This is a genomic window from Klebsiella sp. GN_Kp190 (genome assembly GCF_040061795.1).
GTDB lineage: Bacteria > Pseudomonadota > Gammaproteobacteria > Enterobacterales > Enterobacteriaceae > Klebsiella > Klebsiella michiganensis.
In genome coordinates this window covers 70447-89398 of the sequence record NZ_JBEAFN010000030.1, presented here as the reverse complement: position 1 = coordinate 89398, position 18952 = coordinate 70447, and the positions used below count along the sequence as shown (strand labels likewise).

Annotated in this window: 14 protein-coding genes; 13 read left to right on the top strand and 1 reads right to left on the bottom strand. The window is 44.8% G+C overall.

Going from position 1 to position 18952, the window contains the following annotated elements; all coding sequences use genetic code 11:
* Positions 1-21 precede the first annotated feature (21 nt).
* The gene (gene asmA / locus ABLU67_RS18995) at positions 22-1869 is read left to right on the top strand and encodes an outer membrane assembly protein AsmA (protein WP_348852455.1); all 1848 of its coding nucleotides are present in this window, start codon (positions 22-24) and stop codon (positions 1867-1869) included.
* A gap of 239 nt (positions 1870-2108) precedes the next feature.
* Here the strand turns inward: asmA and ABLU67_RS18990 are convergent, their stop codons facing one another.
* A complete protein-coding gene (locus tag ABLU67_RS18990) occupies positions 2109-3695 on the bottom strand; it encodes a TerC family protein (RefSeq protein ID WP_014230075.1) in 1587 nt (528 codons plus the stop codon).
* 977 nt (positions 3696-4672) lie between these two features.
* Here ABLU67_RS18990 and galF point away from each other — a divergent pair.
* The 12 genes from galF to rfbD all read left to right on the top strand — a co-directional run bounded on the left by galF (position 4673) and on the right by rfbD (position 18890).
* Positions 4673-5569, top strand: a complete 897-nt coding sequence (galF, locus tag ABLU67_RS18985; protein WP_016946203.1) for a UTP--glucose-1-phosphate uridylyltransferase GalF — start codon at positions 4673-4675, stop codon at positions 5567-5569.
* Positions 5570-6043: 474 nt separating this feature from the next.
* Entirely contained in the window at positions 6044-6673 is a 630-nt protein-coding gene (locus tag ABLU67_RS18980) for a phosphatase PAP2 family protein (RefSeq protein WP_016946204.1), read from the top strand.
* A gap of 1001 nt (positions 6674-7674) precedes the next feature.
* Positions 7675-9108, top strand: a complete 1434-nt coding sequence (locus ABLU67_RS18975) for a capsule assembly Wzi family protein (protein ID WP_049080018.1) — start codon at positions 7675-7677, stop codon at positions 9106-9108.
* A gap of 130 nt (positions 9109-9238) precedes the next feature.
* Entirely contained in the window at positions 9239-10375 is a 1137-nt protein-coding gene (locus ABLU67_RS18970) for a polysaccharide export protein (RefSeq protein WP_200519251.1), read from the top strand.
* The gene (locus tag ABLU67_RS18965) at positions 10375-10809 is read left to right on the top strand and encodes a protein tyrosine phosphatase (RefSeq protein ID WP_200519249.1); all 435 of its coding nucleotides are present in this window, start codon (positions 10375-10377) and stop codon (positions 10807-10809) included. The genes ABLU67_RS18970 and ABLU67_RS18965 overlap by 1 nt, the downstream gene beginning before the upstream one ends.
* Before the next feature lie 17 nt (positions 10810-10826).
* A complete protein-coding gene (locus ABLU67_RS18960) occupies positions 10827-12992 on the top strand; it encodes a polysaccharide biosynthesis tyrosine autokinase (protein ID WP_348852454.1) in 2166 nt (721 codons plus the stop codon).
* Positions 12993-13100: 108 nt separating this feature from the next.
* Positions 13101-14528 carry an undecaprenyl-phosphate galactose phosphotransferase WbaP gene (gene wbaP / locus ABLU67_RS18955; protein ID WP_200519245.1) on the top strand — a complete coding sequence of 476 codons (1428 nt, stop codon included), beginning with the start codon at positions 13101-13103 and terminating at the stop codon, positions 14526-14528.
* A gap of 28 nt (positions 14529-14556) precedes the next feature.
* Positions 14557-15471: a glycosyltransferase gene (locus ABLU67_RS18950; RefSeq protein WP_200519243.1), complete on the top strand. Its 915-nt coding sequence runs from the start codon at positions 14557-14559 to the stop codon at positions 15469-15471.
* 72 nt (positions 15472-15543) lie between these two features.
* Complete coding sequence (gene rfbB, locus ABLU67_RS18945) at positions 15544-16608, top strand: dTDP-glucose 4,6-dehydratase (protein ID WP_200519242.1); 1065 nt, start codon at positions 15544-15546, stop codon at positions 16606-16608.
* Between the two features lie 19 nt (positions 16609-16627).
* The gene (rfbA, locus tag ABLU67_RS18940; protein WP_200519241.1) at positions 16628-17497 is read left to right on the top strand and encodes a glucose-1-phosphate thymidylyltransferase RfbA; all 870 of its coding nucleotides are present in this window, start codon (positions 16628-16630) and stop codon (positions 17495-17497) included.
* Positions 17498-17499: 2 nt separating this feature from the next.
* The gene (gene rfbC / locus ABLU67_RS18935) at positions 17500-18036 is read left to right on the top strand and encodes a dTDP-4-dehydrorhamnose 3,5-epimerase (RefSeq protein ID WP_200519240.1); all 537 of its coding nucleotides are present in this window, start codon (positions 17500-17502) and stop codon (positions 18034-18036) included.
* Complete coding sequence (rfbD, locus tag ABLU67_RS18930; RefSeq protein WP_200519239.1) at positions 18033-18890, top strand: dTDP-4-dehydrorhamnose reductase; 858 nt, start codon at positions 18033-18035, stop codon at positions 18888-18890. Before rfbC ends, rfbD begins: the two co-directional genes overlap by 4 nt.
* Positions 18891-18952 lie beyond the last annotated feature (62 nt).

The window sequence follows — 18952 nt, the reverse complement described above, 5'->3', positions numbered from 1 at the left end:
TAGCGGTTTGCTGAGGATGCCATGAGACGAATTCTGACCACGCTGATGATCTTACTGGCGGTAGTTGTCGCCGGTCTTACCGCGCTGGTATTGCTGGTCAACCCCAACGATTTTCGCGCCTATATGGTCAAAGAGGTGGCGGATCGTAGCGGCTATCAGCTCGAGCTCAATGGGCCGCTGCGCTGGCACGTCTGGCCGCAGCTCAGCATTCTCTCAGGCCGCATGACTCTGACCGCGCCGGGTGCTGAAGAACCCGTTATTCGCGCGGATAATATGCGCCTTGACGTCGGGCTGCTGCCGCTGATCTCCCATCAGCTGCAGGTCAAGCAGGTGATGTTAAAGGGCGCGGTGATCCAGCTGACCTCCAAAACCGAAGCCGTGCGTAGCAAGGGGGCTCCGGTCGTCCCGCACGACAATACGCTGCCTCAGGTGCCGGAGGATCGCGGCTGGTCGTATGATGTCCAGAAGCTACAGATTGCCGATAGCGTGCTCTTTTTTCAGCATGAAGATGGCGAGCAGGTTACGGTGCGCGATATCCGTTTGCAGATGGAGCAGGACAGCAGCCATCGCGCCACGGTCGATTTCTCTGGCCGGGTGAACCGCGATCAGCGCGATCTGGCGCTTTCCTTCTCCGCCCAGGTGCAGGGCGGTGATTATCCTCATTCTCTGAAGGCGGATATTTCACAACTCAACTGGCAGCTTCGCGGCGCGGAGCTTCCCCCCGAAGGGATTAGCGGCCAGGCCAGCATGCAGGCCAGTTGGGTCGAGGATGCGAAAAAGCTCAGCTTCGATGGGCTGAACTTAACGGCTAACGGCAGCACCATTGCCGGCAACGGCAGCGTCGTGCTGGGCGACCAGCCTGACTGGACGCTGAACCTTCAGGCGGGCACGCTCAACCTCGATAGCCTGCTTTCTCATGCCTCCGCCTCTGGCGATAATAGCGTTAACCAGCAGGGGCAAAGCCAGAACAGGCAGCTGCGCCCGGTTATTGCGGATAACGATATTCAGCAGGATTACAACGCCCTGCGCAGTTTTAACGCCCGGTTGAACCTGACGGCTGACCAGCTGCAGTGGCGGGGGATGCACTTTACCCAGGTGAAAAGTGAAATCAGCAACCAGCAGGGGCTGCTGACGATTCATCAGATGCAGGGGAGCCTGGACGGTGGACGACTCTCGCTCCCCGGCTCGCTCGACGCGCGGGGCGCAACGCCGCATGCCTCTTTCCAGCCGCAACTCGACAACGTCGAGATCGGCTCGATTCTGAAAGCGTTTAATTATTCGATAAACCTCACCGGTAAGCTCTCGCTGACCGGCGAGTTCTCCGGCGGTAAGATCGATGCCGACGAGTTCCGCCGCAGCTGGCAGGGGCAGGCGGTAACGCAGCTCACTGATACGCGCACTGAAGGGCTCAACTTCCAGCAGCTGGTACAGCAGGCCGTCGAGCGCAGCACCAACGTTCAGGCGCAGGAAAATTACGACAATGCGACCCGTCTGGACTCTGTCAGCACCGAGTTTGCGCTGAATAATGGGCTGGTCACCTTGACGCATATGCAGGGCCAATCTGACATGATGGCGCTGACCGGTCAGGGTGAGCTCAACCTGCTGAAAGAAGATTGTGATATGCTCTTCAACGTCCGGGTACTGGGCGGCTGGAAGGGCGAAAGCAAACTCATCGACAGGCTTAAGCAGACGGCGATCCCTTTGCGAATTTATGGTAACTGGCAGACGCTGAGCTACAGCCTGCAGGTTGACCAGATACTCCGCAAGCAGCTGCAGGATGAAGCCAGGAAACGGCTTAGCGAATGGGCTGAACGCAATAAAAACACCCAGGACGGCAAGGATGTGAAGAAGCTGCTCGACAAACTGTAAGTTAGCCAGGAAAAGCAGAAGAAGCGCATCGTGCTAAGATTGCCGGCAATGCGCATTCCTCTGGAATTGTCGGCGGCGCTTCGCCTGCGCGGGCCTACGGCTAACGAGGGATGTGTTGAGAATTTAGGTTTTGACGGCCGGGTAAGGCGATAGCCACTACCCGGCAGAAAGATTAGCAGACCCTTAAAAATCGATTAACCCGCCTGCGTCCGGCTTTTGATGCTTCATCAAAGAGAGCATCACACTTCATAATCCAGTTCATCTTCATCCTGCGCCGGCGGCACTATCAGTACTTTTTGTACCCGATGGCTGTCCACCTGCAGCGTGCGCAGCACGTAGCCGTCAAGTTTCACTTCTTCACCTTCCTGCGGCACATGCTGCAGGTACTCCATCAGCAGACCGGCAACCGTATGGTATTCACGTTTCTCATCCAGCGGCAGAGGAACGGACTGGACCAGGTCTTCCAGCGGCATATGCCCGTTGACCGTCCAGCTCCCGTCGCCGTTTTTGTGAATATCGTGACGGGCATCGATCTCTTCTGCTTCATTAGGCAGATTTCCGGCGATGGTCTCCATGACGTCGCTGAGCGTCACAATCCCCTCTACGGAGCCAAATTCATCGACCACAAAGGCGAAGTGGGTTCTGGCTCTGCGGAACTGCTCCAGCGCAGGAAGCAGCGGCAGCGTTTCCGGGAACACCAGCGGCTGACGAATCAGAACCTGCAGATTGAGCGGTTCATGACGTAATGATTGCTGCAGAAGATCGATCACGTGCACGACGCCAAGCATATCCTCGTCATCATCGCCGCCGGTCACCACGAGGCGGGTATGCTGATTTTTGTCGAGTAAGGCGCGAATCTCCTCTTCCGGCGCGCTGAGATCAATATGTTCAATGTCATGACGCGAGGTCATGATGCTGCTGACGGTACGCTGATTGAGATTCAGTACCCGCTCAATCATCCGCCGCTCTTGCGGATTGAAGAGTGGGTTATCGTCGCGATCGGCAACCAGCGAGGCGGTCTCGCTATCCAGCTCGCTACTGTCTTTGCGCCCGCTCAACAGATTCATCACCGCTTCGGTGGTTCGCTGGCGTAGCGTCAGGTTGGCCGAGAGAAAGCGATGGCGGTTAAAAATCGCCAGCTGGTTGAAGGATTCAATCATGACCGAGAAGCCGATAGCCGCGTACAGGTAGCCTTTAGGAATAGGGAAACCAAAGCCTTCGGCAATCAGGCTAAAGCCGATCATCAGCAGGAAGCTCAGACAGAGAATAACGATGGTCGGATGGCTGTTAACAAAGCGGGTGAGGGCTTTACTGGCCATCAGCATCAGGCTAATGGCAATAATCACCGCGGCCATCATGACCGCCAGGTGGTCAACCATGCCGACCGCGGTTATCACCGAGTCGAGAGAGAAGATGGCATCAAGCACCACGATTTGCGCTACCACCCCCCAGAACCTGGCGCCTTTGCGCTGGGTCGGGTTATCGCTATCTTTCCCTTCCAGCCGTTCGTTAAGTTCAACGGTGGCTTTGAAGAGGAGGAATAATCCGCCAAACAGCATAATCAGATCGCGGGCGCTAAAGCTCAGATCGTGCCAGGTCATGAGCGGTTTGGTTAGCGTGACCAGCCAGGAGATCGAAGCCAGCAGCAGGAGGCGCATCACCATTGCGAGTAGCAGACCGGTGACGCGGGCCCGGTCTCGCTGTGCGGGAGGAAGTTTTTCCGCGAGAATGGCAATAAAAACCAGATTATCAATACCGAGTACCAGCTCAATAACGACAAGCGTAATGAGCCCGGCCCAGATAGAGGGGTCGGCAATCCATTCCATATTCAGTTAAAACCTTTACAACCTAAGAGTGCCATGAATCGATCATGGATAAGCTATAGATAAAATGCAATATTTTCTGCTGTTAATTAGCTCAGCCCCGAACCCGCTTCCCAATAAACCAGCAAATAAAAGAGTCAGTTGTGCAGGATATAACCTTTCCACAATGCGCTTATGGGATGGTACTTATTAATTAACGCGCGAAATTTCAGCGATACGGGCGGAGACGGTACGCTCGATTGTTAAGCCAGATGTCACCCTAGCGGTGATGGACCATGCTGCTCTGCAGCAGAAGGCGGATACGTTACTTAGATAACGCGAGAGTCAATCAATAGATTTGATGTATATATCAACGATTTTCTTGAATTTGGATTTTTATACTACTTAATGTCGTGGCTTGCCGTAGATCAATTTTTGCAGGACGATGTAATGAGCGTTATATGTGATGGCGAGCGGTAAAAACAGCAGCGAAGAGGGTTTAAGTCAGCGGGCTGCCCGTCGTTTTTTTCAGCAATATCATTGCTGACCGTGAAGTCAAGCGTGACGGGTAATTGGCTGCAATTCAGGCGCTTTTGTACGTTAAATAATTTTATTATCAATATAATTGATTATTTGGGCTGGATTTTTATTTTTTTGCAGTCACTTGTTCTGTGTCAATTCATGATGAAAGATTACAAGGTATTAAAAGAGAAATGATGGAGAAGCGATGAGCGTCATTACGCTACCTTATGAATAAAATAAGGTGCTGCTGGTGAGTAACTCATTGTAATTAAATGGAAATTCTTTAGAAAGTATGCGTATAAGAATTTTCTTAAAACTGTCTATTGGTATGTAGACTTTGCGTGTATTCTTAAATTCAGCGTGTAATTTCAGAATTTGACGGACAGAATGGCAGGTATCAAGCGTGTATCATCACTGATAAATGCCAGTGATACATACAAACTGACAGGATCAAAAGGTTTATAACCATACGGGTGGATATGAAAATGGTGAGTTTGAAAGCAGTTATACCGGTAGCAGGATTAGGGATGCATATGTTGCCCGCCACCAAGGCCATTCCGAAAGAGATGTTGCCGATCGTCGACAAGCCAATGGTGCAGTACATTGTTGATGAAATTGTAGCTGCGGGTATCAAGGAAATCGTGCTGGTGACGCATTCATCCAAGAATGCCGTAGAAAACCATTTCGACACCTCCTACGAACTGGAAGCATTGCTTGAACAGCGCGTAAAACGTCAGCTTCTGGCGGAAGTGCAGGCTATCTGTCCTCCTGGCGTAACGATCATGAATGTGCGTCAGGGCCAGCAGCTGGGTTTAGGCCACTCCATTCTGTGCGCGCGCCCGCTGATTGGCGATAACCCGTTTGTGGTGGTACTCCCGGATATCATTCTGGACGACGCCAGCGCCGACCCTCTGCGCTATAACCTTGCCGCGATGGTGGCGCGTTTCAATGAAACGGGTCGTAGCCAGGTGCTGGCCAAACGGATGGAAGGCGATCTCTCCGAGTATTCCGTTATCCAGACCAAGGACGCTCTTGAATCGGCGGGGCAGGTTGCCCGTATCGTTGAGTTCATCGAAAAACCTGATGAACCGCAAACTCTGGATTCCGACCTGATGGCGGTAGGGCGCTATGTTCTTTCTGCCGATGTCTGGGCTGAACTGGAGCGTACCGAGCCGGGCGCCTGGGGACGTATTCAGTTAACCGATGCAATCGCCGAGCTGGCGAAAAAACAGTCGGTTGATGCGATGTTAATGACTGGCGACAGCTATGACTGCGGTAAAAAAATGGGCTATATGCAGGCTTTTGTCAGCTACGGGCTGCGTAACCATAAAGAAGGGGCAAAATTCCGCGAGAGTATTAAGAAGCTGCTGGCGTAGTTTTCGCGTCAGTGCTTATTAGCGCGTGAGAGTGAACGGTTCGAATTATCTGATGACGAAAAGAGGATTCGTGACCGTTCACAACGGCAGATTCACAATATCAGATACTGCGCGTAGAACTGGTTAATAGCCCTATAAATACAATGAGTTAGCTGATTTTATTGTTATAGTGTATCGCTTTTGAACGCAGCAAATGTTCGGAGACTTCTGGTAGTCGAATAAGACGTAGCATGATGAAATGGTCAGACAAGCAAAATTTACTCTTTGCTGATAATTACTTACTAAGATTTTTCTTAAGTAAGTAGCCCTTAGTCAAGGTGTAACATGAAAATAAAACTTGACTGAGATCATGTTTGCGCATTAAACAACGGTAGCGTGTGCATATTAATGTGAACTTAAGGATTGCATACGCCCACACAAATGTCGCGGGAAAGGCGTTGCGAACTGGAGAGATCGTCAAAGGATGAAAGATAAATGAACTGGCAGGTTGTCACTTTTTTTGGCGATAGCACCGTACTGTTACCCAGTGCGGCAGTATTGTTTATCGTGCTTTTTCTGCGAAAAGATTCAAAGCAGCTGGCCTGGCACTGGGCGCTGCTGTTTGGCATAACCGGCGCAATTGTCTGCGCATCAAAACTGGCATTTATGGGTTGGGGTATTGGGATTCGCGAGCTGGACTTCACTGGCTTTAGCGGGCACACCGCATTATCTTCAGCTTTCTGGCCAATCCTCTTATGGCTGCTGTGCGCGCGTGCTACACCAGCTCTTCGTTTTACTGCTGTCATAGTGGGTTATGCTCTGGCCGGACTGGTTGGCTACTCCCGACTGATGGTCCACGCACATTCAACTTCTGAAGTCATTGCCGGCTTACTGCTGGGAGCCGCAGGCAGCGCAATTTTTCTGCTGCTACAGTCACGCGTTCGCGCCACTCATACAGCGCGGTTATCCTTTGGCAGTCTGGCGAGCATGGTGATTATCCCGGCGCTTCTGCTGAATACGGGGGCGAAGGCGCCAACCCAATCTTTGCTGAACGAGATTGCGGTGAAGATTGGCCCACTGGAAAAACCTTTTACCCGAGCCGATCTGCATAAGCGATTTTACTGATTCAGACAAACGTGGAAAAGATGAAGGATTCAGAAAGAATCATGTCGTGTTCACATTGTATGCAATATGAAATTTATGATGAAAGTGTCAGTAGCGGCGATATTTCATATCCATGAAATAAATTTGTGATGGGTCATTCTGCGCAATAATTAGCGCAATGATAATCAGCCAGGATGTTTCCTAAATAAGTTTTCTGGCTAAATATCGAATTTATTAATGATAACAACAGCGTGGCATACTTCTTTTTACTATCAATTTTTGTAGTTGACTAACTATAATTAACTTGAAGCTAAGTCAACACACTTTTTGTGGTGAAAAAGGCAATAAAATCATAAAGTTGAGATTATTCAGTTGCTTTGTACTGGTTCCATTTTTACGTGAAGAGCAGAAAACAATAGCGTTATCGGCAATTGGTTCGTGGCGCTGGCAACGTAACTGATAATGTGAGATTACGCTCCCAATTGAGGGTAGAATCTCGTAAACTTATGGCCGCGAAATTGTTTGCTTTGATGGATTAATCGCCGATTTATCGGAATCTACGATCGAATTTACAGGGAAAGAAGTACAGTGCATTGGTAGCTGTTAAGCCAAGGGCGGTAGCGTACCTGCGACCAGGCCTTTTCTCTATATCACATCTCATTTTATGCGACAGAAATTCCTAAAGTGGACTCCATGCAGGTGATTCTCTTCGCAACCTGTATATACTAGCGAGTTGTCATCAAATCAGGACGTATTCGTCTTGAGGCGGGCAGATAAACTGCGGGTATGAGGTGCGATGGAATAGCCTTCAATAACAATTTCGCATACATTGTGTACTGCAGGTAGCCTGCGAGTAGAAAACGAGCTTTAGCACGGCGTTCCGATCGGCATGCTTTCGTTTTCTCGGGCCAATACCTGTAGACCAAACATAGCAAAGGTTGGCGTCAGAGGGCGCTGCATCTATCAGTGTTCCCCTTGTCGCGCCAGCTTGCGAAAACGGGGCTTTAAATGGATCTTGTACAATGATAAAAATTGCGCGAATCGCACTCGCATTAGGGCTGCTTACTTCTGCCAGCTCACTTGCCTATGCCTCCGGGTTAGTGATGAATGACAACGAACTGCGCAACGATCTGGCGTGGCTCTCCGATCGAGGCGTTATTCATCTCAGCCTGTCGACCTGGCCGCTGAGCCAGGAAGAGATTAACCGGGCCCTTAAGAAGGCAAAACCCTCTTACTCTTCCGAACAGGTTGTTCTGGCGCGAATCAACCAGCGCCTCGACTCTTTAAAAGCGGATTTTCGGGTGAGCGGCTATACCTCAACGGATAAGCCCGGAACGCCGCAGGGCTTTGGTCAGAATCAGCCTGCGGATAGCTCTTTATCATTAGCCTTTAATAACAGCGGCGAATGGTGGGATGTGCACCTGCAGGGCAACGTTGAAGGTGACGAACGCATCAGCAACGGTTCACGTTTTAATGCTAACGGCGCCTATGGCGCGGTTAAGTTCTGGAACCAGTGGCTCTCATTTGGTCAGATGCCGCAGTGGTGGGGGCCGGGTTATGAAGGCAGCCTGATCCGCGGTGATGCGATGCGGCCAATGACCGGCGTTTTAATGCAGCGTGCTGAACAGGCCGCACCGGAAACCTGGTGGCTGCGCTGGATTGGCCCGTGGCAGTATCAGATTTCCGCCAGCCAGATGAATCAATATACCGCCGTACCGCATACCAAAATTATCGGCGGTCGTCTGACGTTTTCTCCTTTCCAGTCCCTTGAACTGGGCGCATCGCGCATTATGCAGTGGGGCGGGGAGGGGAGGCCGGAGTCGTTTAGCAGCTTCTGGGATGGTTTTACGGGTAAAGATAACACCGGTACAGCGAATGAACCGGGTAACCAGCTAGCCGGTTTTGATTTTAAATTTAAGCTAGAGCCTACGCTTGGTTGGCCGATTAGTTTCTATGGTCAACTTATTGGTGAAGACGAGGCCGGATATCTTCCCTCTGCAAATATGTTCCTGGGAGGAGTTGAGGGGCACCACGGTTGGGGTAAAGATGCCGTCAACTGGTATGTGGAAGCACATGACACCCGATCCAACATGGACCGCCTGAACTACAGCTATAACCACCATATTTATACCGACGGGTATTACCAGCAGGGTTATCCGCTGGGTGACGCAATGGGGGGAGATGGTCAATTGTATGCCGGTAAGGTTGAATTGGTGACAGAAGATAATCAACGTTGGAGCGCACGCCTGGCTTATGCCAAGGTCAATCCAAGAAGTCAGTCGATTAATAAAGCCTTCCCGCAATCGGATACTCTGAAAGGAGTGCAGTTGGGCTGGAGCGGGGATGTGTATAAATCAGTGCGTTTAAATACTTCCCTCTGGTACACCGATGCTGATAACAGTGATAGCGATGACGTTGGTGCCAGTGCCGGGATTGAAATACCATTTAATTTATAGCTCAGCTACAGCAAATTTAGGATGTCAGCAGGCTAGTATATGAACGCTGGTTTCAGCTGTCTGTGAAGAGCTAAAAAATGCGCGGTAGTTTGGGAATGAGACACTTTTAGTTTACTGATGATGTGACATTATGAAGAAAAAAATTGTTAGATTTTCGGCATTGGCACTAGCAATAGGGGTTTTATCTGCTTGTACAATCATGCCAGGTCAGGGATTGAATAGCCTTCGTAAGAATGTGGTTGAGCTACCGGATAGCGATTACGATCTGGATAAACTAGTGAATGTTTATCCTATGACGCCCGGTCTTATAGATAAACTCCGCCCCGAACCTGTAATTGCTCGTTCGAATCCTCAATTGGATAGTCTGTTAAAAAGCTATGAGTATCGCATTGGCGTTGGTGATGTACTGATGGTTACTGTTTGGGATCACCCTGAGCTCACTACCCCGGCAGGCCAGTATCGTAGCGCAAGTGACACGGGCAACTGGGTAAATTCTGACGGGACTATTTTCTATCCGTATATCGGCAAGGTTCAGGTCGCAGGTAAGACCTTAACTCAAGTGAGACAAGAGATTGCCAATCGTCTCACTACGTATATTGAAAGTCCGCAGGTTGACGTCAGTATTGCTGCGTTTCGATCGCAGAAAGCTTATGTCACTGGTGAAGTTGCTAAGTCAGGCCAGCAGCCAATTACGAATATACCGCTAACCGTTATGGACGCCATAAACGCAGCTGGGGGGTTAGAAGCCGATGCAGATTGGCGTAACGTTGTACTTACGCATAATGGTAAAGATACTAAAATCTCTTTATATGCGTTGATGCAGAAAGGTGACCTAACTCAGAACTATATGCTTTATCCTGGCGATATTTTATTTGTGCCACGTAATGACGATCTGAAAGTATTTGTCATGGGTGAAGTGGGTAAACAGAGTACCATGAAGATGGATCGCAGCGGTATGACGTTGGCTGAAGCACTAGGCAATGCGGAAGGAATGTCACAAGCCTTCAGCGATGCTACGGGTGTGTTTGTTATTCGCCAATTGCAGGGAGATAAACATGGTAAGATTGCTAACATCTATCAATTGAATGCGCAAGATGCATCCGCAATGGTGTTAGGTACTGAATTTCAGCTACAACCCTATGATATTGTCTATGTAACTACGGCACCTCTGGTCCGTTGGAACCGTGTCATTTCGCAGTTAGTTCCGACTATTAGCGGAGTTCACGATATGACTGAAACCGTAAAATTTATCAAGGATATGCAATAATGTTTGATTCTATTCTTGTTGTTTGTACGGGAAACATCTGTCGTTCACCACTTGGCGAACGTTTTTTGCGGCGAGCATTGCCCAATAAGAAAATTGATTCAGCAGGTACAGGTGCTTTGGTTGAACATTGTGCTGATGATAGTGCTATCAGAATTGCGGAAAAACATGGTATTTCATTAGATGGCCATAAAGGGCGACAATTTACCTCTACCTTGGGGCGGCAATATGATCTGATTTTGGTAATGGAAAAATCTCATATTGAACAAATTGGTCGGATCGCACCCGAAGTCAGGGGGAAAACGATGTTATTCGGTCAATGGATAAATCAAAAAGAAATCCCTGATCCTTATCGAAAAAGCGATGAAGCATTTGCTTCGGTATACCAGTTGATTGAACAGGCTGGATTACGTTGGGTCGAGAAATTGGGCGCATAATTATCAGGAATCACTGCATGTCATCAGTTAATAATAGAGCCGTCGAGAAAGAGGCGGAAGGAATCGATTTAGGCAGATTAGTTGGCGAGCTTATCGACCATAGGAAGCTAATTGTTTCAGTTACTGCATTATTTACGTTAGTTGCTCTACTATACGCGTTATTTGCCACCCCTGTTTACCAAGCTGACGCATTGTTACAAGTAGAGCAGAAACAGGGCAATGCAATTCTTAATAGTTTGAGTCAAATGTTACCTGATAGTCAGCCTCAGTCAGCCCCGGAAATTGCATTGCTTCAATCACGTATGATCTTGGGTAAAACAGTTGATGATCTGAATCTACAAGCTAGGATTGAGCCGGATTTTTTTCCTTTGTTAGGCAAAGGCTGGGCACGACTAACTAATAAACATACAGGTAGTTTGGCAGTAAGCAGATTATATTTGCCCATGGATGGCGATTTGGATATCCCTAAGCTGAAACTGACGGTTAAAGATAAAAATCATTACAGTATAGCTTTTAACGATAATCAGATAGTTGGAGTGGTTGGTGTTTTACTAGAGAGCAATGGTATTTCTCTTAAGGTCGATAAAATCGAGGCAGAACCTGGATCTGAATTTATCATTTCATATGTGAGTAAACTAAAAGCCATCACAGACTTGCAAGAGGTACTATCGGTAGCAGATCAAGGCAAGGATACTGGCATGTTAAGTTTGTCGTTGACTGGTCCGGATCCATTGTTACTGGAGAAAATACTAAATAGTATAAGTAATAATTATCTGGCACAAAATGTGGCACGACAGGCGGCACAGGATGCAAAAAGCTTGGAGTTCCTCAATGAACAGCTGCCAAAGGTGCGCAATGACTTAGATATTGCTGAAGATAAACTGAATCAGTACCGGCGTCAAAAAGACTCCGTAGATCTATCTCTGGAGGCAAAATCAGTACTTGAACAGATCGTTAACGTTGATAATCAGTTAAATGAGCTGACATTTCGTGAATCAGAAATTTCACAACTGTATACTAAAGAGCATCCAACTTATAAAGCGCTTATGGAGAAGCGTAAAACTCTCCAGGATGAAAAGGCAAAGCTAAACCAACGTGTATCAGCAATGCCTAAAACGCAACAAGACATATTGCAATTAAGCAGGGATGTTGATTCAGGACAGGCTGTTTATATGCAACTTTTAAATCGACAGCAGGAGTTAAACATTGCTAAGTCAAGTGCGATTGGTAACGTCCGAATCATTGATAATGCTGTATTTCAGCCTAAGCCTGTAAAACCGAAAAAGGTAATAATTTTATTAGTTGGAGTAGTTTTGGGGGGGGTAGTATCAGTAGGATTGGTATTACTACGTGTATTTTTGCGTCGGGGAATCGAAAATCCTGAACAGTTGGAAGAAGTTGGCATTAGCGTTTATGCTAGCATCCCTGTCTCCGAGAGTTTTGCAAAAACTGCTACTCAAACACCGGGATTGCGCAAAAAAGATGTGCCTGAATATCAAAGTTTTCTGGCGTTAGAAAACCCAGCAGATTTAGCTATCGAGGCGATCAGAGGCCTACGTACCAGTTTGCATTTCGCTATGATGGAAGCTAGGAATAATGTACTAATGATTTCTGGTGCCAGTCCGAATGCGGGTAAAACATTTGTTAGTACTAACCTTGCAGCAGTAATTTCCCAAACGGGGAAAAGAGTATTATTTATTGATACAGATATGCGCAAAGGTTACACTCACAAATTATTCAATCGTAGCAATGAAAATGGCTTATCCGATATTCTTTCTGGAAAAGTTGAAATCATAAAGGCGGTGCAAACTGTTATTTCTGCGGGGTTTGATTATATTTCTCGAGGCATTGCACCTCCTAATCCGGCAGAGTTATTAATGCATCGCCGTTTCAACGAGCTGCTGACATGGGCTAGCCAACATTATGATATGGTTATCCTTGATACGCCACCCATATTAGCAGTCACTGATGCTGCGATTATAGGCCATTATGTGGGGACTACATTACTTGTAGCCCGTTTCGAGCAAAACACTGTTAAAGAACTTGAAGTTAGTTTCAAACGTTTTGAACAGAGTGGTGTGCAGGTGAAAGGCTGTATACTAAATGGGATAGTTAAAAAAGCTAGTAGCTATTATGGCTACGGCTATAGCCACTATGGTTATTCATATAGTAATGATAAGTGATTGAGCTAGAAAATCGGATCGCTAATGGTCCGATTTTTCTTAAGTTAATATTTAAGATTTTGCCGTTAATTATAATAGTTATATAATACGTTATATTGAGAGGGTAACATGACGCTTCTCGGCAGGAGTTTTTTAGTCAGTACAGCACTTGCACTATCAGATTTTATCAGCTTTATTATATCTATCTATCTCGCTATCGGGTTACTAGCCTTTACCCAACATCATAATGATCAATTTATCCCACTAAATCAAACTGAGGGTTGGATTGCATTGCATTGGCTGTTAGCCTTTTGCTGTGTGGGTTGGTATTCAGTGCGCTTGCGACATTATTTTTATAGAAAAACTTTTTGGTTTGAGTTGAAGGAAATACTTCGAACTCTTGTTATTTTCGCGATTATCGAAATAGCTGTTATTGCATTCACCACTTGGTCATTTTCACGCTATCAATGGGGGCTGACATGGTTATTTACATTACTTTTGGTTCCTGCCGCACGTATGGCCACCAAGCGTATTTTAGATATACTTGGCTATTGGCAACGCGATACTTGGATTATTGGCAGTGGAGAGAATGCGCGTGAGGCTTATAAGGCTATAAGTAGTGAGCGTAATCTCGGATTGAATATTGTAGGTTTTATTGCTAGTGAAGGAGGGAAAACTGCAGGCGAGAATATCGAAGGTATTAGCGTTTTGGTCAATGATATCCAGTGGTTAGAGACTAAACATAAAAAAACGCAGTTTATTGTCGCAGTGGAATCATACGAAAGCGAAATGCGCAATACTTGGCTGCGTAATTTTATGATTAAAGGTTTTCGTTATATATCAGTTATACCAACGTTACGAGGGATGCCCCTGGATAGTACTGATATGTCATTTATTTTTAGTCATGAGGTAATGATTTTCCGTGTACAGCAGAATCTGGCTAAGTGGTCATCACGTTTTCTGAAACGCCTATTTGATATTGCAGGTTCTGTAGCAATTATTATTATTTTGTCGCCTGTATTATTATATATCAGTCGGAAGGTACGTGAGGATGGTGGACCAGCAATCTATGGCCATGAACGTATTGGTAAAGGTGGTCAGGCATTTAAATGTTTAAAATTTCGTTCGATGGTTATTAATTCAAAGGAGGTGCTTGAGCAATTGCTGGCTAATGATAAAAGTGCTAGAGACGAATGGGAAGCAACATTTAAATTAAAAAATGATCCGCGAATTACTAAAATTGGAGCTTTTCTTCGTCGAACCAGTTTGGACGAGCTTCCACAATTATTTAACGTCTTAAAAGGTGAGATGAGTCTAGTGGGCCCTCGACCAATCATCACCGCAGAGTTAGAAAGATATAATGAAGAGGTTGATTACTATCTTCTAAGTAAACCAGGAATGACGGGATTATGGCAGGTAAGCGGGCGTAGTGATGTCGACTATGAAACTAGAGTGTATCTCGATGCATGGTACGTGAAAAATTGGTCTATGTGGAATGACATCGCCATTCTATTTAAAACAATTGGCGTAGTACTAAAAAAAGATGGTGCTTATTAAGTACCTATATTAAACAATGAGTTATTATATGAAATACTATGTCGCAATACCGACTTATAATGGCGGAGAAATATGGCATTCAGTTGTAGCCAATATTAAAAATTATGCACCAGATGATTTGTTTGTTCATGTAATAGATTCAAGTAGCAAAGATGACACTGTGCAAGTAGCAAAGAATGCTTCATTTGATGTAATGATAATCGATAGTAGTGATTTTAATCACGGCGGAACAAGAAATCAGGCAATTAAAAATTATATTAATCAGTATGATATTGTTATTTTTTTGACTCAAGATGCAATACCTCAACCAGGATTTATTGAAAAGATAATTGATGTTTTCGATGACGAATTGGTCGCATGTGCATATGGGCGACAACTCCCGCATGAAAATGCTAACCCAATAGCAACGCATGCGCGTTATTTTAATTATCCAGAACAATCATATTCATGCAATAAAAGCAACGTATCCGAGATGGGTTTGAAAACAGTATTTATGTCTAACTCATTTTCAGCCTATAGACTATCTGTATTCAATAAGTTAAACGGCTTTCCATCAAATACAATATTGTGTGAAGATATGTATTACACAGCCAAGGCTGTTAACTCGGGGTACAAGGTTGCCTATGTCTCGGGTGCAGTTGTTCGTCATTCTCATAATTATACACCTGTCGAAGAATTCAAAAGATATTTTGATATTGGTGTATTTCATACGGATGAGCCATGGATAAGACGTGACTTTGGAGGAGCTAAAGGTGAAGGTAAAAAATTTATCATATCGGAGTTAAAATACCTAGTAAGAAAATACCCGTTGTGGATACCGCTTGCATGTGTAAATAACTTCATGAAAATAATTGGTTACATGCTAGGTCAACAGTATAAAAAAATACCTTTTAAATTAATTAAAGCCTTTAGTATGCATAAACGTTATTGGGATTTAAAGTGAATAATATAATTTATGCATATTGTGAATAGCTTAAATTTAATAAAGCAAACTCATTAGATAGAAGAGGGTAGTATGAAAATTATTGTTACTGGTGGTGCTGGGTTTATTGGATCGGCTGTGGTACGTCATATAATTAATAATACTAAAGATGAAGTGGTTGTTATGGACTGCTTAACTTATGCGGGTAACCTTGATTCATTATTATCTGTTTCTGATAATTCTCGCTATGTATTTGAGCAAGTTAATATTTGTGATAGAAATGCAGTAGATCATGTATTCAGAAAACATCAGCCTGATGCTGTAATGCATCTTGCAGCCGAGAGTCATGTTGATCGTTCAATTGATGGCCCCTTGGCATTTATTGAAACAAATATAATCGGGACTTATATTTTACTAGAGGCCGCACGCCAGTATTGGAGTGAATTAAGTAGCGATTCTAAGCAAGCATTTCGCTTTCACCATATTTCCACTGATGAAGTATATGGTGATCTACATGGCACAACTGATTTGTTTACTGAGACGACCCCTTATGAACCAAGTAGTCCTTATTCTGCATCAAAGGCATCAAGTGATCATCTAGTACGTGCTTGGTTGCGGACCTTTGGACTACCTACGATCGTAACAAACTGTTCAAATAATTATGGTCCGTTCCATTTCCCTGAAAAACTAATCCCACTGGTAATCTTAAATGCATTGGAAGGAAAACCACTTCCTGTATATGGTGATGGTGGCCAGATACGTGACTGGTTATATGTTGAAGATCATGCCCGTGCACTATATAAAGTCGTTACCGAAGGTGAGGTCGGTGAAACCTATAATATCGGTGGTCATAACGAACGAAAAAATATTGATGTTGTGAAAACAATCTGCCAACTTTTAGAGGAATTGGTGCCAAATAAACCTAACGGTATAGCAAATTATACTGATCTAATTACTTATGTCACCGATCGTCCTGGCCATGATGTACGTTACGCTATAGATGCACAGAAAATATTTAAAGAGTTGGGATGGAAACCATTAGAAACTTTTGAGAGTGGAATTCGTAAAACTGTTGAATGGTATTTAGCTAACGAACAATGGTGGAGTCGTGTTAAAGATGGCTCATATGCTGGTGAACGCTTAGGTCTCTCTCATTAATTTTGACAGGAATTATGCAATGAAAGGTATTGTTTTAGCCGGTGGTTCCGGTACTCGTCTTTATCCTATTACTAAAGGCACATCAAAACAATTATTGCCTATTTATGATAAACCAATGGTTTACTACCCCATATCTGTTTTAATGCTAGCAGGCATTCGTGATATTCTGATCATTTCAACTCCTGATGATATGCCTGGCTTTAGGCGTTTGCTGGGTGATGGTAGCCAATTTGGTGTTAATTTTAGTTATGCAATTCAGCCCAGTCCTGACGGTCTAGCACAGGCATTTCTTATTGGGGAGGAATTTATAAATGGTGATAGTTGTGCGTTAGTACTTGGAGACAATATTTATTTTGGTGAAAGCTTTGGCCGTAAATTAGAATCCGTTGTGAAAAGAACTGAAGGCGCAACGGTTTTTGGCTATCAAGTGATGGATCCCGAGCGCTTTGGTGTTGTTGAATTCGATGAAAATAATCGGGCCATATCGCTGGAAGAAAAACCAGCGCTACCAAAATCGAACTGGGCAGTTACTGGGCTTTATTTTTATGATAGCAATGTCGTTGACATGGCAAAACAAGTAAAACCATCTTCACGCGGTGAACTTGAGATTACAACACTTAATGAAATGTACCTTGACAGTGGTAATCTCCATGTTGAGAAACTCGGTCGTGGTTTTGCATGGCTTGATACTGGAACTCATGAGAGTCTTCTGGAAGCATCGCAATTTATACATACTATTGAGCAACGGCAGGGCTTCAAGGTAGCTTGCCTCGAAGAGATTGCATATAGAAAAGGTTGGCTAAACGCAAAGGAAGTGCTCGCTCAGGCCAATGTACTTTCTAAGACGCAATATGGACAATATCTCAAGATGTTAATTGAGGAGAAATAACGATGCAGGTTATTGATACAAAAATTAAAGATGTGAAAATAATTCAACCTAAGATTTTTGGTGATGCTCGCGGTTTTTTTCTTGAAACTTTTGAGAAGCAGCGTTATCAAGAAATGCTTGGTATAGAGTTTGATTTTGTCCAAGATAATCATTCTCGTTCTTCTAAAGGTGTTTTAAGAGGTTTACATTTTCAAACAGTTAATCCCCAAGGCAAGCTTGTTCGGGTTGTGCGTGGGGAAGTATTTGATGTTGCAGTTGATATCCGTAAGAATTCTCCGACATTTGGTGAATGGGAGGGGGTTTATCTATCGGAAGAAAATAAAACGCAATTTTGGATACCTCCAGGTTTAGCACATGGATTTGTTGTGTTATCAGAAATCGCAGATTTTGAATATAAGTGTACTGATTACTATACCCCTGTAGGGGAAGGTTGCTTAATTTGGAATGATCCTGATTTAGGGATTGAATGGCCAATATCAGAACCATTGCTCTCAGAAAAAGATAAAGCAGGTAAACGTTTGAAGGAGCTCTTTGCATGAAAATTCTGTTAACCGGGGCAAATGGTCAGCTTGGACGGTGTTTTCAGGATAGACTCCCTGACAGTTGGGAAGTGTGGGCAACAGACACTGCTGAATTAGATATAACCAATAAAGAAGCCGTATTGAGTGCAGTTAGACAATATGAGCCCGATGCAATTGTCAACGCGGCTGCTTACACTGCAGTAGATAAAGCTGAAAGTGAACATAATATTGCTGCTTTAGTTAATAAGACTGGCCCTGAAAACTTAGCTATTGCTGCCAGTAAATATAATTCAATTTTAGTTCATGTCTCAACAGATTATGTCTTCGATGGAAACTCAGCTGTTCCTTATTTAGAAAATGATAAAACCAATCCTCTAGGTGTTTATGGTCTGACTAAACTTGAGGGTGAAAATGCAGTAATTAACTTTGCACCCAGCGCTATTATTGTGAGAACGGCTTGGGTTTTTAGCGAGTATGGAAATAATTTTGTAAAAACAATGCTAAGGCATGGAAAAGATAAAGATAACCTAAACGTCGTAGATGACCAGATTGGTTGTCCAACTTATGCAGGAGATATTGCAAATGCAATTATACATATGTTGATTAAAAATACTCCTAAGGGGCTTTACCACTATTGCGGTGATGTTAGGACTTCATGGTTTGGATTTGCAAAAACTATTTTTGATATAGCTGATAAATCAAAAATGATGGATAACATACCTAATGTAACGGCTATAAATAGTGATCAGTATCCAACGCCAGTCAAAAGACCTGCGTTTTCCGTCTTGAATACCAGTAAAATTGAATTGTTAGGTATTACTCCATCTGACTGGAAGAAAGCACTAGAATTAATACTACCTAAGTTAATATAATTTTTTGTATTTGAGTCATGTTTGTATAATACAAGCTTACAGCCTTTTAAAGGCTGTAAGCT

Coding starts and splice junctions, on each gene's coding strand:
- asmA (WP_348852455.1), top strand. CDS start 22: ATGAGACGAATTCTGACCACGCTGATGATCTTACTGGCGGTAGTTGTC.
- ABLU67_RS18990 (WP_014230075.1), bottom strand. CDS start 3,695: ATGGAATGGATTGCCGACCCCTCTATCTGGGCCGGGCTCATTACGCTT.
- galF (WP_016946203.1), top strand. CDS start 4,673: ATGAAAATGGTGAGTTTGAAAGCAGTTATACCGGTAGCAGGATTAGGG.
- ABLU67_RS18980 (WP_016946204.1), top strand. CDS start 6,044: ATGAACTGGCAGGTTGTCACTTTTTTTGGCGATAGCACCGTACTGTTA.
- ABLU67_RS18975 (WP_049080018.1), top strand. CDS start 7,675: ATGATAAAAATTGCGCGAATCGCACTCGCATTAGGGCTGCTTACTTCT.
- ABLU67_RS18970 (WP_200519251.1), top strand. CDS start 9,239: ATGAAGAAAAAAATTGTTAGATTTTCGGCATTGGCACTAGCAATAGGG.
- ABLU67_RS18965 (WP_200519249.1), top strand. CDS start 10,375: ATGTTTGATTCTATTCTTGTTGTTTGTACGGGAAACATCTGTCGTTCA.
- ABLU67_RS18960 (WP_348852454.1), top strand. CDS start 10,827: ATGTCATCAGTTAATAATAGAGCCGTCGAGAAAGAGGCGGAAGGAATC.
- wbaP (WP_200519245.1), top strand. CDS start 13,101: ATGACGCTTCTCGGCAGGAGTTTTTTAGTCAGTACAGCACTTGCACTA.
- ABLU67_RS18950 (WP_200519243.1), top strand. CDS start 14,557: ATGAAATACTATGTCGCAATACCGACTTATAATGGCGGAGAAATATGG.
- rfbB (WP_200519242.1), top strand. CDS start 15,544: ATGAAAATTATTGTTACTGGTGGTGCTGGGTTTATTGGATCGGCTGTG.
- rfbA (WP_200519241.1), top strand. CDS start 16,628: ATGAAAGGTATTGTTTTAGCCGGTGGTTCCGGTACTCGTCTTTATCCT.
- rfbC (WP_200519240.1), top strand. CDS start 17,500: ATGCAGGTTATTGATACAAAAATTAAAGATGTGAAAATAATTCAACCT.
- rfbD (WP_200519239.1), top strand. CDS start 18,033: ATGAAAATTCTGTTAACCGGGGCAAATGGTCAGCTTGGACGGTGTTTT.